Here is a 14,487-nt window from a genome sequence, read left to right as displayed (position 1 = left end):
AGGAAGGTCTGCGCCCGACCATCGAGCGCGTGCGCCAGAAGATCGGCAGCGGCTCGCCCAACACCGTGAGCCCCATGCTGGAGCGCTGGTTCGCCACGCTCGGCAAGCGCCTGGACAGCCATGGCGCCAACATGGCCGATGGCGAGGCGTATCAGTTCCCGCTGGCCATCGTCCAGGCCGCCAAGCAGTTCTGGGACGCCGCCCGACGTGAGGCCGACCAGGTGCAGGTCCAGAAGACAGAGGCCGCACGGCGCGAGCTCGAACTTGAGCGCAGCGCCCTGGCCCGGAAGGAAGCAGACCTTCAGCAGCGCGAGACCTCCTGCGAGCAGGCCCGGGTGGCGCTCGACGAGGCCCTGACATCCTCGCGCCAGGCGGTCACGGCGATGGAGGCCCAGATGCACACGCAGCAGCAGGAGTCCGCTCGCCTGCTCGGCGACTCGGAAGCCGAGGTGCGACGCCTGCGCAAAGCCCTGGACGAGGCCGTGGCCAGCAAGGAAGCCCTGCGCGAAAAGGCGGCGATGGAACTCGGCGCGGCGCAACGCGATGCGAGGGAGGCCGAGCAACGCCATGTCGCCCACGAGCGCCGGCTTCTGGCCGACGTCGATCGCGAGCGGGTGACCATGCGCCAGGCGGCCGCGGATCTTGCGAAGGAGCAGAAAGCCCGCGCAGCGGACCTGGACGCAGCACGCACCGCGCAGGCAGCAGCACAGCAGGCACTCCAGGACGAGAAGGCCGTGCACCGCGATGCGGCCGCCGCGTGGTCCCGCCAGGAGCAGGAGGGCCAGGTCGAACGCGCGACCCTTCGAGAACGTGCCGCGGGGGCAGAGCAGCGCGCCAACGACCTTGCCGCCCAGCTGCAACGCCAGCAGGAGCAGGCCGAGCGGGAGATTGCACAATTGCGCGAGAGCCATGCGGCGACGGCGGCTGCGTTGCGCCAGCTCGAGGCGCACCGTGGAAAGGGTGATGGAGAGGGAGCCGAGAAGCCTCAGGCCGGCCGTGCCGCGAGGGGCAGGAAGACATCGGACTGAGCGCGTACAGCGAGAACCCGAGTCGTATGTTTTCCCATGCCACCTCGGCCTGGGCAAGCAGGCAGCCCAACGCAGCGTGGACGGCTAAGGAAGTAGCCCACCAGTGCTCGAATCGAAGGGTGGGGCCCTATTGGACCCGGAGATGAAACATCGCGGCTTGAGGCCCCTCGACGCCCGCGCAATTCACCAACACGCCCAGCGCACCGCCGCTGGCGGCGTGCGCCACTTGCTGCAGCGCGCGCACGTCGAACACAGGCGTCGGCGACGCTTCGGGTGCGCCTGCTAGTACCTGCCGCCGAGCAGCGCCCCCCCGCCGGGCACGTGGGTGCGGAGGCCCAGGCGCTTGAGCATCACGAAAGTCGTGGACACCGCCGACGAGACCACCGGCAACCCGGTGCGCTGCTCGATCAGCCCGACAGATGCCAGCGACGGCATCTGCACGCACGCCGATGCCACGATGGCATCCACACCCGAGGTCTTCAGGCGCTTCGTGATCTCCGCTGGCGCCAAGGGGTCCTGCCGCCCCACTTCCAGGTTGTCGGGAATCTCCAGCGAGATGCTGTCGATGACCTCGATGCCTTCGTTCTCAATGTAGTCGATCACCAGTTGCGTCAGCGGCTTCATGTACGGCGCCAGGATCGAGACCTTTCTGGCGCCGATCGCATGCAGACCGTCGACCAGCGCGCCCGCGCTGGTCACGACGGGCGCGGGCGCTCCGTTTTCCACGGTCCGCAGATGCAGCCGTTGCTCGGAGACGCGGTGATACCCCTTGCCCATGCTCATGATCGCCACCAGGCAGGCGTAGCCGAGCACGTCAACGCGCGCATCGGAGAGTTCCAGCGCACAGCGGTCGCTGTCGGCGTCCATCGCGGCCAGCTCTTCGCGTGTGACCTTCTTCATGCGCATCCGGCTCGCGTGGAAGGTGAAGCGTTCGGGCGCCACCGCCTCGCGCGCCCGCAATATCGCGGGGATCTCGGTCTCCATGGTCGTGTTGGATGACGGCACTATTTGCCCGATCCGAAACACTCGGCCTTGCGTCACTGCGCGCCCTCCCCGGCCTGGCCTGCGGCAAGCGCCATCGGGAACGCCGCATCGCCGCAATCGCCCGGGTCTGGAACCTCGTCGTCGCGGAACCGCGCCGGTGCCAGTGCCCGGCGATCAACGCGCAGGTCGAAGATGTCGAAGCGGTTGTAGTGCCCTGTGATGTCGTGCATCTGCCGCGGCTGGATACAGCGCGACAGGTCGATGTCGGCATAGACGATGCCTTCCTGGTCGATCAGGGGTTCTCCGATCGCGCGGCCGTCGGGCCCGAGGATGCCCGAGAAGGCGCTGCTGCGCCGTGACAGCAACTCGCGCGACTTCGGGTGCGTGGCCGCCATGGCCTCGATGATTTCCTCGGAGACCGTCGAGCATGCGACCACGGTGAACACCTTGCCTTCGAAGGAGTGCGCGGCGGCCCGAAGGCGGATGGCCTCGGCCATGTCGTAGTCCGGCGGTGCGACCGGCAGCGAGATGTAGCTGGCCACATGCACGAGCTCGCCCTGGGCCAGCAGGCTGAACCGGGCCAGCGTGTTGGTGTTCTCGCCGCAGGCCAGCGACCCCAGCGGACCTATCGCCGTCTTGTGCACGCGCAGCGACGAGGCATCGCCGTTGGCCCAGGTGAGTTTTTCTGCCCAGGTCGGCACCAGCTTCCGATGGCGTCCCAGCAAGGCGCCATCGGGGCCGATGGTCAGCAAGGTGTTGTAGAGGGTTCCGATGCCGGTCGGGCTGCGCTCGTTGACGCCGATCACGACGTGAACGCCGTGGGTGCGCGCGGCCTGCTGGATGCGCTGGACCTCCGGTCCCGGCACCTCGACGGCCGAACGGCACAGCCGTTCGAACCACGGGCTGCCCTCGATCGGGTTCATGACCCAGCTCCAGTACGGATACCCGGCGACGAAGACTTCCGGAAAGGCGATGAGGGTGGCGCCATGCGCCGCGGCTTCCGCGATCAGCGCGCAGACCTTGTCGATGGTCGCATCGGTATCGAGGTATACAGGCGCAGCCTGCACGGCCGCGGCCTTGAACTTGGGGAGATCGAGCATTTGTCAGTTTCCTGTGGTTCGAGATTTCAATGAGAAGTAGTGCATCCGTGCGTACGCCTGCACCGATGCAGCGGACCGTCAGTTCGTGGCATCGGCAGTCACACCCACGACCCGCCCGGGATTGAGAAGCGCGAGAGGATCGAGCGACTGCTTGAGCCGCCGCATCAGGTCGATCTCTTCGGTGGTCCGCGTGACGGACAGCCACGGCCGCTTCGCCATGCCGATGCCGTGTTCGGCGGACACCGCGCCGCGGCATCGCTTCAGCGGTTCGTAGACGATCTCTTCGACGATTCGCTGGATGCCGGCCTCGTGCGAAGCAGGCGCCACGGAGACATGCAGGTTGCCGTCTCCGATGTGCCCGAAGACCCAGCAGCGTCCCCCGACCCAGCGGCGCCGCACCTCGGCTTGCAGATGACTGACGTAGGCGTCCATCTCCACGATGGGCAGGGACACATCGAAGTGAAAAGCCGGAGAGAAGCTGTGCAGCGCTTCGACGCTGTCGCGAATGCGCCAGAACGCATCGCGGTGTTCAACACTCTGGGCAATGGCGGCATCGGCCACCCAGCCTGCCGTCATGGCGGCCTCCAGTGCATCGGCGAAGTGCGCGGCGTCCGACTCGCCCGCGGACCCGTCGCACTCGACCAGCACGCAAAGCGCAGGCTCGCGGTCGAAGGGCGAACGCCCCCTTGCCGGCAAGGTCGTGGCCAGGTGGAAGTAGTCTTGCCACATCACCTCGAAAGCAGCCAGGTCACCTGCCAGGCGGCGCCCCATGTGCTTGAGCAGGCGCTGCACGCTTTCGAAATCGTCGCACGCGACCATGGCCGTGCATTGACTGCTGGGCAATTCGTGCAGCCGCAACACAGCACGCGTGACGACGCCCAGTGTTCCTTCGCTGCCGATGAACAGCTGCTTGAGGTCATAGCCGGTGTTGTTCTTCAGCATGGCGTTCATCGACGAGATCACCGTGCCGTCGGCCAGCACCGCCTCGAGCCCGAGCACCGAGGCGCGCGTCATGCCGTACCGGATGACGCGGTTGCCCCCGGCGTTGGTGGCGATGCTCCCGCCGACGGTCGCGCTGCCGCGCGCGCCGAAGTCGACGCCGTAGTACAGGCCTTCTTTCTGCACGGCCTCTTGCAGCATCTGCAGCACCACGCCCGCCTGCACTGTGACGGTGCGCCCGACAGCATCGACCTCTTCGATGCGGTTCAAGCGCTCGGTCGAGAGAGCCAGTTCGCCCTGCCCGGCCTCGCAGCCGCGGACCAGCCCGGTGCGCCCGCCCTGGGTGACGACGGGCTGCCGCGCGTCCTTGCACAGCGCCAGTACGGCCGAGACTTCCTGCGTGCTGCGAGGGCGAACGATGGCAAGGGCCGCGACGTCGGTGCCAGTCAGCACCCCGGCATCGCCCGTCACCGCGCGCAGCTTGTCCAGCAACGTGCCTTGCGCCGCCTGCGATCCCGATTCGCCCGTCATTGCGGAACGTAGCCGGCGTTGCGAACCATCACCGACCACGAACGGGTGGTCGCGGCCATCCGCTGCGCCAGTTCGGCCGGCGTACTGGCGCTGGGGACGATGCCCAGCTTGCCGAGCTTTTCGCCGAAGCTCGCGGAGTCGACGATACGCGCGATGGCCGCGTTGTAGCGCTGCACCAGTTCGCGCGACGTGCCTGCCGGCGCGAACATCGCGGTGAAGATCACTTCCTCGTAGCCCTCGATCCCGAGCTCGGCATAGGTCGGCACATCCGGCAGCAAGGGAAGCCGCTTCGTTCCGTTGACCGCCACGATGCGAATCTTTCCGCTCTTCGCGTGCTGCAGCATGGTCCCGACGGAACCGATGCCACCGGACAACTGGCCACCGACCAGGTCCAGCGCAATCGGGCTGTCGCCGCGGTACGGCACGGACTGCAGATTGGCGCCCAGCGCCCGAGCGACGAGGCCCACCGCGAAATCGGGCGCGCTGGCCTGCGCGGGGACGCCGACGTTGCCCTGGCCCGGGTGCGACTTCGTCCACTGGCCGTACTCGCGCAGGCCGGCACTCGGCAGGTCCACGGCCGCCGTGCTGATGGCGAAGACGTCGGGGTTGACCGCGACCAGTCCCACCGGCGCGAAGTCCTTGACCGGGTCGAAGCCCGGCTTGCGCATCGTCAGCGGAATCATCGAGACGGTGTTGCTGTTGGCCAGGTAGAGCGTGGTGCCGTCTGCCGCGGCGGCCTTCAGCGCCAGCGCCGCGACCTGCCCGCCGGCGCCCGCGCGGTTCTCGACGATCACGCTGCGTCCGAGTTCGCGTTGCATTCCCTCCGCCAGAACGCGGGCGATGGCGTCGGTGCTGCCGCCGGCGGCATAGCCGACAAGAATCTTGATCGGCCCTTCTTCCACAGCGGAAGGCGGCGCGGCGCATGCGCTGCCGATCAGCAGCAGGGATTGAAAAAAGCCTAGAACGAGCTGCCTGGATCTCATGATGAGGTTTCCTTCGAGGGGGATGGAGAGCGTGGAGAGAAAGGAGAAGGAGGAAGAACGCGTGGGACGGCGCAGCCTCAGGTGATGACCCGCGCGATCGCGCCAGGATCGGATCGTTGGGACTGGCCGCGAGGTGGCTGAGCACGGGGCGTGCCTCGTTGCAGCCTCAGACGGCGACCACGGGATGGCGCAGCGTGCCGATGCCTTCGACGCCGGCCTCCACCACATCGCCCGGCCACAGCCACTCCTGTGGCGTGCGGCCCGCGCCCACGCCTTCGGGCGTGCCCGTGGCGATGATGTCGCCGGGCTCCAGCGAGATGCCGGCGCTGATGTCGGCGATCAGGTACGCCACGTCGAACAACAGATGGCGCGTATTGGACGACTGCTTCATCTGGCCGTTGACGGTGAGCCAGAGGTTCAGGCCGTGCGGGTCGGGAATCTCGTCGGCCGTGACGATGCAAGGGCCGAACGGACCGTAGGTGTCCTGCCCCTTCGAATAGATCCACTGCCCCGCGCGGCGGCAGTCGCGGGCACTCACGTCGATCATCACGCTGTAGCCGAAGACGTGCGACAGCGCCGCCTCTTTGGTCACGCGGCTGGCGCGCGTGCCCATGACCACTGCGAGCTCGACCTCCCAGTCGAGCTGTTGCGTCAGCCTGGCGTTGTGCGCAATCGCCTCGCCGGGGCCGATCACCGTGGTCGGCGGCTTGGAGAAGATGACCGGCTGCTTCGGCAAATCCTTGGCTGTGTCGAGCGTCCGACTGGATTCAGCCACATGCTCCACGTAGTTGAGCCCGATGCCGAAGATGTTCTTGCGCGGCCTGGGAATCGGCGCCAGCAAGCGCACATTGGCCAGCGGCAGTGCCGATGCGAGGGGCCAGCGCCCGGCGTGCTCCTTCACCAGTTCGCTGGCGACGCGAACGGCATGCGGCCCCAGGTCGATGAAGGCCAGCATGTCGTCGGGCAGGGCCACGCCGGCGGCGGCGCCCAGGGTGGCAAGGTCGACGACCTGTTCGTCCACCAGCGCGCCCAATCGGGCGGCGGCGGCAGGATGGGCGCGGTAGGTGACAAGACGCATGGGTCGGATCTCCGAGGAAAAAAAGACGACAAAGCACCTCCCCGCGCTCGGCGAGGAGCGCATGCGGATAGGACGGTGGGGAAACGAAGAAAGGAAAGCCGCGCGAGGTCAGCCCACAGGCTGGTGCCCCCCGTTCTCGGCCAGCGCCTCTTCGCGATAGAGGCCCAGCGATCGCATCACCGGCAGGTCGCTGAAGCAGAACAGGCAGGCGTCTTCTGTCGTGGAGGCGTTGGCATGTTCATGGAACATCCACGACGGCACGCAGAAGATGTCGCGCTCCTGCCAGTCGAAGCGCTGGCCATTGACGACACTGAAACCGCTGCCCTTGGCTACCTGGTAGATGAAGCTCCCGGTATGGCGGTGGGCTTTCGTGTGTTCGCCGGGGCGCAGCAACTGCATGCTCGCACCGATGGTGGGCATCACCGGGCCGCCGGTCACGGGATTGACGTAGTGCATGAGCACGCCGTCGAACGGACTGCCGCCACTCACTCTGGACCGCCTTAGCAGAGCCTCGTAGGTGGGGCCCCACTCGTACTTGAACAGCGGCGAGTAATTGTTGCTCCAGGCCACGTCGTGCGGCCTCAGGGCCACGCCGCCCCAGCTCGCGGTGGCGTCGTCGACCGCGTGCGTCACGGCTTGCGACAGGTCTGGATGCACCACGTAGAAACCCGCTTCCAGCGCGTTGATCAGCGGAATATCGAGCCCGTCCTGCCAGATGCAGGTGGTGCCTTCGGCGCCAACGCCGTGTTCGTGCCATGTGCCGTTGGGCGTCAGGACGAAGTCGTTGGCACCCAGCGTCATCTTGTGGCCGTCGACGACGGTGTAGGCCCCCGTGCCTTCCATGATGAAGCGCAACGCCGATGCGGAATGCGCGTGCGCCGATGCAGCCTCGCCAGGGTGCATGACCTGCAGGCCTGAATAGAGCCACCCCACCGCGGCCGCAGCATCGCGACGGCCCGGGTTATTCAGGTAGATCACGCGGCGGCCGGCTTTCTCCGGCGTCACCAGGTCGATCGAACGCAGCACATGCGCACGCAGGTCCCGATAGCGCCAGAGTACGGGCACCGAAGCCGATTGCGGTTGCCACGGTTCGATCTTGTTGGCCACAGTCCACAGCGCGGCAGTGTCGAGCCGTTCCAGCTCGTCGTAGTACGACAGCAGCTCCGGCGTGTCCGCCACGTCGGCACGGCCGGCCACGTTTTCGCGAAAGGCGTCATGAACTTTGACCATGGGTTGTCTCTCTTTTCTATGACTACTGGGGGGGAAATCGTCAGGTGAATGCGTGCCTGACCCGATGCTCTTCGCTGCTCCACGACGCATCGCGCATGACCTGCTCGATGGCATCGATCAGCGCCTCCACGTCTTCGAAGGTGTTGTAGAGCGGCGCGAAGCCGAAGCGCATGAAGTCGGGCATGCGGAAGTCGCCGATCAGCTGGCGTTGCGCGAGCGCCTGCATGACGCCATAGCCCTCAGGGTGTCGCAGCGAGACATGGCTGCCGCGCTGCTGCCTGCTGCGCGGCGAAGCAAGCGTGAAGCCATGGCGGGCCAGCCGGGTGTCCACGCCGTCGATGAAGGCATCGGTGAGCGCGCAGCTCTGCGCATGTAGCGCCTCCATGGACGTGCCATCGAAGGCATCGAGCGCCGCATGCAGCGCCGTCAACGCCAGCACCGGGCTGGTGCCGCACTGGAACCGATCCACGCCGGAGGCCGGGGCATAGTCCGGCAAAAACTCAAACGGCCGCGCATGGCCGAACCAGCCCGCCAATGGCTGGTCGCAGGCAGCCTGGTGGCGATGCGCGACATACAGATAGCCCGGTGCGCCCGGCCCACCGTTCAGGTACTTGTAGCCGCAGCCCACAGCGAAGTCCGCGCCGCTGGCGTCGAGTGCGCAGGGCACCGCGCCCGCGGTGTGCGAAAGGTCCCAGATCATCAGGGCGCCCGCCGCGTGAGCCGCCTTGTTGTACTGCGCCATGTCGTGGGCCTGTGCGGTGCGGTAGTCGACATGGGTCAGCACGATCGCCGCGACGTCCGCATCCAGGCTCGACGGAATGTCCGCCGCGCGCACCTGCTGCACGGACAGACCGAACTGCCGGGCGACCTCGTCGATGATGTACAGGTCGGTCGGAAACGAATCCACGTCGGTGACGATGCGCGTGCGGCCCGCGCGCAGCCTCACCGCACTGACGAGCACCTTGTAGAGGTTGACCGACGTCGAGTCGCAGGCGATCACCTGTCCCGGCTCGGCGCCGACCAGGCGGGCGATCTTCTCGCCAGCGCGCTGCGACAGCGTGCGCCAGCCCGCGCTGTTCCACGAACGGATGAGGCCGTCGGCCCATTCGCGCGACACCGCGTTCGACACGGCGTGCGCCACGACATTGGGCATGAGCCCGAGCGAATTGCCGTCGAAGTAGCGCAGCCCCGGCGGAATGTGAAAGCGGTGCCTGAAGCTGCCGGGCGCCGGGTCTTGCGAAGGGCCCGGATGAATGTCGATGAAGGTCACGGCTCAAGCCCCCAACACGGTGCGAATGGCCCAGAGCTCGGGAAAGAACCGGTGCTCCACCACATGCTTGAGCCAGCCGACGCCGGCCGATCCGCCGGTGCCGGGCTTGAAGCCCAGGATGCGCTCCACCGACGTGAAATGCTTGAAGCGGAACTGCGAGAACAGGTCGGCGATTTCGATGAGTGCCTCGCCCAGTTGGTAGGGCTGGTTCTCGGGCCAGGGTTCGGCGTACACCGCGAGCCACGCCTTCTCGACCTCCGGATCGGACTGGTAGGTTTCGCTCCAGTCGCGCTTCAGCGCGCGATCGGGCATCGCGAAACCGCGCCGGTGGAGCAAGGCGAGTGCCTCGTCGTAGAGGCTCGGGGATTCGAGCGACTGCAGCAGGTACGGATAGACATCGGGATTGTTCTCGTGCGCCTGCGCCAGCCTGCGAGACTTGTTGCCCAGCACAAACTCGACATGGCGGTACATGTACGACTGCTGTCCGGACGAGACGCCCAGGCAGTCCCTGAACTCGTTGAAGCCGCTCGTGGTGATGGTCGACAGCACGTCCCAGGTCTTGGTGAGGTACTCGAACAGGCGCTTGATGCGTGGCGCCAGCGCCAGCGCACCCGCCAGGTCGTCGTCGCGCAGGCGCAACTGCATGTTGAAGGCTTCGTAGTGAATGGCCTTGAAGATCAGCTCCTTGCACTGCGTCATCAGGATGAACACCATCTCGTCATGTCCCTCGCTGCGCATGTGCTGCGTGCTGAGCAGCAGGTCGTTGCGGTGGTAGTCGATGAACGGATTGCTCTCGCCGGTGAAATCGATCATCGGCTGGCCGGCGGTGGCCTTGACGGCCTCGTCGCGGCTGTCGTTGGTGGAGATGTCCACCGCCCGGACGAGCGACAGCTCCAGAGCCGGGTCTCTCACCGTGGGGATGACACGGAGTCTTGGTTTTCTCATGGGGTTCCTCGCAGCAGTTGGAAGGTGTCGCGGCCCAGGCGGGTGGCCGGATTGCACAGGTCGAAAACAATGTCGAAGTGGTTCCTGCCCGCGACTTCGTAGACGCTCGCCGAGCGGCCGTTCGCGCCGATGCGGGCGGCGTAGTCGCGGCTCTGGCGCTTGAACGCGCCGGTCTCGCTTTCACCCCAGCAGACAACGACGGGCACCTTGGCCGTCATTGGCAGGAACAGCGGACTCAGCCGCAACGCCCCTTGCGCATCCAGGCCCAACTTGTCGTTGATGTAGGTGCCGACCAGGGGCTGCAGGTCGTACACGCCCGACAGCAAGACCGCGCCCTGGAGCGGCGCGTCGATGTCGTCCAGCGACGCCAGCAGCATCGCCGCCAGGTGCGCGCCGGCCGAACTCCCGGTGATCACGATGCGGGCGCCGGGATGTTGGCGCCGGTAGAAGGCGCAAAGCGTGCGGACCGCCCGGATGCACTGCCAGACGATGGTGACCAGCGAAGCATGCGGCGCCAATGTGTAGTCGATGGCCGCGTAGGAAATACCCTCCCTGACGCATTGCAGTGCGGGGAAGCATGAATCGCTGGCAGACAACTCCTGCCAATAGCCGCCGTGAATGAATATCAGCAATGGCGGCGGTGTCGGAGATTTCGCCTCGAAAAGGATGATCTTTTCATCCGGCGAGTCCCCATAGCCGATTTTGCGTGATTGATGACGCTGCGACGCGAGCGCGCTGAGGCTTTCGTATTCGAAAATTATTTTTGCGAAATCCGGCGCCATGGAGCTTGGCGAATATGCCTTCGCCATTGCTTCTAAATTGACTAAATCCTGCATTCGTGGTGCCCTTTGAATGCATGAATTATGGTTAATTCATCCGGGAAATTCTTGCCTGTCTTGCCACCGCAAACACCGTATATAGGCATGAATTTTCTCCATGGATTGGTAAACTGGAAAAACATCCCCATTCAACGAAACACGGAGCAAAACATGAGCGAAACAGCGCTGACACCGGTCGACCTTGCATTGCTGGCGCAGCTTCAGCGGAACCCGCGCATCTCGATGGCCGAGCTGGCGGAGAAAACGAACAGCTCCGTCTCTCCCTGCTGGCGGCGCGTGAAGCGCCTGGAAGAGTCGAAGATCATTGAAGGTTATGGAATTTCACTGAACCGCAAAGCACTGGGCTTCGGCATCGAGGCTTTTGTCTTCGTGAAAATCGCCTCGCATTCGGAAGAACAGGCGGTTCAATTCGAAACGGCCCTGAAGCCGGTCCGGAATATTCTTTCCTGCCACATTCTTTCCGGGCAAGATGACTACCTTCTGCGCGTCGTGGCCCGGGATATCGACGACTTTGCGGAATTCGGACGCAAGGTACTCGCGGCCTTGCCGCATGTCCGCGAGGTGCGTAGCGCATTCGTGCTCCACACGATCAAGAGTTCGTCAGAACTGCCGTTCGACATTCCGGGCGCCGAGGGGCACTGAGCGGATCGCGGCCCCTTCGCTTCGTCACATGATCCCGGAGATGTCGACGATGTACATCAGGCGCTGCGACTCGTGCACGGAGTCGATGAAGACCTGCTGGCCGTTGCGGCGCCATCGCGGATGCGGGTGCCGGCCAGGACGTGGAGCCGCCTGAATGCCACGACTGATCTGGTCGCCACCGGCATTGCGCGACGTGCAGCGCGTCTTTACCGTTTTCTTTCCGAGAAAAGCCCAGATGCCGCCCGGCGCGCAGTCAAAGCTATCCGTGACGGCATGAAGGTCGTCGAGCAACAGCCAGGCATTGGGCGTCCCGTCGTGGACATGGAGCCCGAGTACCGGGAATGGCTGATCGACTTCGGCGCCAGCGGTTATGTGGCGAAGTACCGATTTGATGGCACTACAGCGGTCGTTCTGGCAGTGCGCCATCAACGAGAAGGGGGGTATGAAGAATGACTGCCAGCCCTCGTCGGTCGCCAGGCAAGTGATGTCTAGTCCAGTCGTAGACCTAAATGCTGCCCGCGAAGAAGGATGCGCTGGAATTCATCTGGCGCAGTCGGGATGCGGCGATTTCAGAGACGCGCGATCGGACTACTTCGAACCCCGCCGCTTCCAGATTGCGGGAGGTCTCGAACGGGGACGGCCGGAGGCTCCCTCGCGAACCACAAGACGGCCATTGGCAGCCGCGGATCATGATCCGATATTTGCGGCGTAGCCGGCACAGCCAAACGCTTCAAAGCGATCCACGCAGAGGTCGCGCGCGGCCAAGGTCGCATCCTTGAGGAACCTGCGGGGATCAAACTCTTGCGGGTTCCTGGTCATCGCGCGACGCAGCGCGCCTGTCATCGCCAAGCGGATATCAGTGTCGATGTTGATCTTGCGCACGCCATGGCGGATGCCTTCGCAGATCTCGGCCACCGGCACGCCGTAGGTTTCCTTGATCTCGCCGCCGTGCTCGCGGATGATCTGAAGCCACTCCTGTGGCACCGACGACGAGCCATGCATGACGAGATGGGTGTCGGGAATGCGCGCGTGGATCGCCTTGATGCGATCGATCGCGAGGATATCGCCGGTGGGTTGGCGGCTGAACTTGTACGCGCCATGCGACGTGCCGATGGCAATCGCCAACGCATCGATGCCGGTGCGCGCCACGAAGTCCGCCGCTTCGTCGGGGTCGGTCAGCAACTGGTCGTGCGACAGCACCCCGACCGCCCCCACGCCGTCTTCCTCGCCGGCCAAGCCCGATTCGAGCGAGCCAAGGCAACCGAGTTCGCCTTCGACCGACACGCCCACCGCGTGCGCCATCTCGACCACGCGACGGGTGACGTCGACGTTGTATTCATAGCTGGCTGGCGTCTTCGCGTCTTCCTGGAGCGAGCCGTCCATCATGACGCTGGTGAAGCCGGAGCGGATCGACTGCATGCAGACGGCCGGGCTCGAGCCGTGGTCCTGGTGCATGACGATCGGGATGCCCGGGTACATCTCGGCCGCAGCCTCGACCATCTTACGCAGGAACGGCTCGCCGGCGTATTTGCGCGCGCCGGCCGAGGCCTGCAGGATGACCGGGCTATCGGTCTTCTTGGCGGCTTGCATGATGGCCTGGATCTGCTCCAGGTTATTGACGTTGAAGGCAGGCACGCCATAGCCGTGCTCGGCGGCGTGGTCCAGCAGCTTGCGCAGGGAAATCATGGCCATAGGGGTCTCCGGTGGTTCAGGAAAAGGAATGTGATTCACGCGCGCTCCTGGAGCGCGCGCACGGCCGGCAAGGTCCTGCCTTCCAGGAACTCGAGGAAGGCGCCGCCGGCGGTGGACACGTAGCCCATCCGGTCGGCGACGCCGAAGGCGTTGATCGCGGCCACGGTGTCGCCGCCGCCTGCGATTGAGAAGGCGGCGGACCCGGCGATGGCCTGCGCCAGGGCGCGGGTTCCACCGGCGAACGCCTCGATCTCGAATACGCCCAGCGGGCCGTTCCACAAGACGGTCTTGCAGGCAGCCAGTTCGCCTAGCAGCAGGCGCATCGATTCCGGGCCGTAGTCGAAAATCATCTCGTCCGGTGCGATTGCGTCGACACCGCAGATGCGGGTGACCGCGGCCGCCGAACGTTCCGTGGCCGTGATCACGTCGACCGGCACGAACAGCCGTGCGCCACGGGCCGCGAGCGTGGCCATGACTTCGCGGGCTGCCGCCACCATGTCGGGCTCGCAGAGCGACCGTCCCACGGCCTTGCCGTCCGCCAGAAGAAAGGTGTTGGCCATGCCGCCACCCACCACCAGCAACTCGACCCGCGCGGCGAGCGCATTCAGGATCGACAGCTTGGTCGACACCTTGGCGCCGCCCACGATGGCGGCCATCGGCCGCGCCGGGTCGGCCAGCGCGCGGCCCAAGGCTTCGAGTTCGGAGGCCATCAGCGGACCGGCACAGGCTTCTGGGGCCATCCGAGCCAGCGCCTCGGTCGTCGCTTCGGCGCGGTGCGCGGTGCCGAAGGCATCGTTCACATAGACGTCGCACAGTTTCGCCATGCGCGCCGCCAGTGCCAGCGCATTGGCCTTCTCGCCCACGTTGGCGCGACAGTTCTCGAGCAGGACGACGCGGCCTTCGGTCAGCTCGAAGCCGCCGTCGAGCCAATCGCACACCAGCGGCACCGGCATGCCGAGCAACTCGCCCAGGCGTCGGGCCACCGGTGCCAGCGATTCGCCGGCAGTCAAAGCGCCTTCGTGCGGCCGCCCCAGATGGGAGGCGACCATCACGCGGGCGCCCTCGCCCAGCGCATGGCGGATGCAGCCGAGACTGGCACGGATGCGGGTGTCGTCCGTGATCCGCCCCGCGGCGTCCAGCGGCACGTTCAGGTCGCAGCGGATGAACACTCGGCGCCCTCGCAGGGCGACCGATGCCAGAGTCTTGAGCTTCATGGCGGCGCTTCT

The 14,487-nt window shown here is 65.8% G+C and carries 15 protein-coding genes; 3 read left to right on the top strand and 12 right to left on the bottom strand.

Translation table 11 applies throughout. From position 1 onward, the window contains the following. The coding region (locus tag AB4Z46_RS16165; RefSeq protein ID WP_442284520.1) for a DNA-binding protein at nt 1-1,028 on the top strand (1,028 nt) is incomplete at its 5' end. A 282-nt stretch (nt 1,029-1,310) separates the two neighbouring features. On the opposite strand, the gene AB4Z46_RS16160 is transcribed toward AB4Z46_RS16165, so the two are convergent. The 9 genes from AB4Z46_RS16160 to AB4Z46_RS16120 all read right to left on the bottom strand — a co-directional run bounded on the left by AB4Z46_RS16160 (nt 1,311) and on the right by AB4Z46_RS16120 (nt 10,924). Next, nucleotides 1,311-2,012: a maleate cis-trans isomerase family protein gene (locus tag AB4Z46_RS16160; protein ID WP_442284519.1), complete on the bottom strand. Its 702-nt coding sequence runs from the start codon at nt 2,010-2,012 to the stop codon at nt 1,311-1,313. A gap of 53 nt (nt 2,013-2,065) precedes the next feature. Continuing rightward, nucleotides 2,066-3,112, bottom strand: coding sequence for a carbon-nitrogen hydrolase family protein (locus tag AB4Z46_RS16155; RefSeq protein WP_442284518.1), 1,047 nt, complete (start codon nt 3,110-3,112; stop codon nt 2,066-2,068). Nucleotides 3,113-3,190: 78 nt separating this feature from the next. Continuing rightward, nucleotides 3,191-4,543, bottom strand: coding sequence for an FAD-binding oxidoreductase (locus AB4Z46_RS16150; protein ID WP_442284517.1), 1,353 nt, complete (start codon nt 4,541-4,543; stop codon nt 3,191-3,193). Between the two features lie 35 nt (nt 4,544-4,578). Continuing rightward, nucleotides 4,579-5,565: a tripartite tricarboxylate transporter substrate-binding protein gene (locus tag AB4Z46_RS16145; RefSeq protein ID WP_442284516.1), complete on the bottom strand. Its 987-nt coding sequence runs from the start codon at nt 5,563-5,565 to the stop codon at nt 4,579-4,581. Between the two features lie 166 nt (nt 5,566-5,731). Next, complete coding sequence (locus AB4Z46_RS16140) at nt 5,732-6,643, bottom strand: fumarylacetoacetate hydrolase family protein (RefSeq protein WP_442284515.1); 912 nt, start codon at nt 6,641-6,643, stop codon at nt 5,732-5,734. Nucleotides 6,644-6,751: 108 nt separating this feature from the next. Then, the gene (locus AB4Z46_RS16135; RefSeq protein ID WP_442284514.1) at nt 6,752-7,873 is read right to left on the bottom strand and encodes a cupin domain-containing protein; all 1,122 of its coding nucleotides are present in this window, start codon (nt 7,871-7,873) and stop codon (nt 6,752-6,754) included. Nucleotides 7,874-7,913: 40 nt separating this feature from the next. Beyond that, complete coding sequence (gene kynU, locus AB4Z46_RS16130; protein ID WP_442284513.1) at nt 7,914-9,143, bottom strand: kynureninase; 1,230 nt, start codon at nt 9,141-9,143, stop codon at nt 7,914-7,916. A 3-nt stretch (nt 9,144-9,146) separates the two neighbouring features. Further along, nucleotides 9,147-10,088 (bottom strand): tryptophan 2,3-dioxygenase, encoded by a 942-nt coding sequence (locus AB4Z46_RS16125; protein ID WP_442284512.1) that lies wholly within the window; start codon nt 10,086-10,088, stop codon nt 9,147-9,149. Further along, nucleotides 10,085-10,924 carry an alpha/beta hydrolase gene (locus AB4Z46_RS16120; protein ID WP_442284511.1) on the bottom strand — a complete coding sequence of 280 codons (840 nt, stop codon included), beginning with the start codon at nt 10,922-10,924 and terminating at the stop codon, nt 10,085-10,087. The genes AB4Z46_RS16125 and AB4Z46_RS16120 overlap by 4 nt, the downstream gene beginning before the upstream one ends. Before the next feature lie 153 nt (nt 10,925-11,077). On the opposite strand from AB4Z46_RS16120, the gene AB4Z46_RS16115 reads away from it, so the two are divergent. Then, on the top strand, nt 11,078-11,569 hold the full coding sequence (locus tag AB4Z46_RS16115; RefSeq protein WP_442284510.1) for an Lrp/AsnC family transcriptional regulator: 492 nt from the start codon (nt 11,078-11,080) through the stop codon (nt 11,567-11,569). Nucleotides 11,570-11,593: 24 nt separating this feature from the next. Here the strand turns inward: AB4Z46_RS16115 and AB4Z46_RS16110 are convergent, their stop codons facing one another. Further along, complete coding sequence (locus AB4Z46_RS16110) at nt 11,594-11,860, bottom strand: hypothetical protein (RefSeq protein WP_442284529.1); 267 nt, start codon at nt 11,858-11,860, stop codon at nt 11,594-11,596. Between AB4Z46_RS16110 and AB4Z46_RS16105 the strand changes: the two genes are divergently transcribed. After that, a complete protein-coding gene (locus AB4Z46_RS16105) occupies nt 11,753-12,022 on the top strand; it encodes a type II toxin-antitoxin system RelE/ParE family toxin (protein WP_442284528.1) in 270 nt (89 codons plus the stop codon). The genes AB4Z46_RS16110 and AB4Z46_RS16105 overlap by 108 nt on opposite strands. Before the next feature lie 234 nt (nt 12,023-12,256). On the opposite strand, the gene fba is transcribed toward AB4Z46_RS16105, so the two are convergent. Then, complete coding sequence (gene fba, locus AB4Z46_RS16100) at nt 12,257-13,261, bottom strand: class II fructose-bisphosphate aldolase (protein WP_442284509.1); 1,005 nt, start codon at nt 13,259-13,261, stop codon at nt 12,257-12,259. A gap of 35 nt (nt 13,262-13,296) precedes the next feature. Then, nucleotides 13,297-14,475: a phosphoglycerate kinase gene (locus AB4Z46_RS16095; protein ID WP_442284508.1), complete on the bottom strand. Its 1,179-nt coding sequence runs from the start codon at nt 14,473-14,475 to the stop codon at nt 13,297-13,299. Between the last annotated feature and the right edge of the window lie 12 nt (nt 14,476-14,487).

It is taken from the genome of Variovorax sp. M-6 (assembly GCF_052114385.1).
In the GTDB taxonomy this organism is placed as follows: Bacteria; Pseudomonadota; Gammaproteobacteria; order Burkholderiales; family Burkholderiaceae_C; genus Variovorax.
The sequence above is the reverse complement of the archived record's forward strand: the minus strand, read 5'-3'. Positions and strand labels throughout refer to the sequence as shown.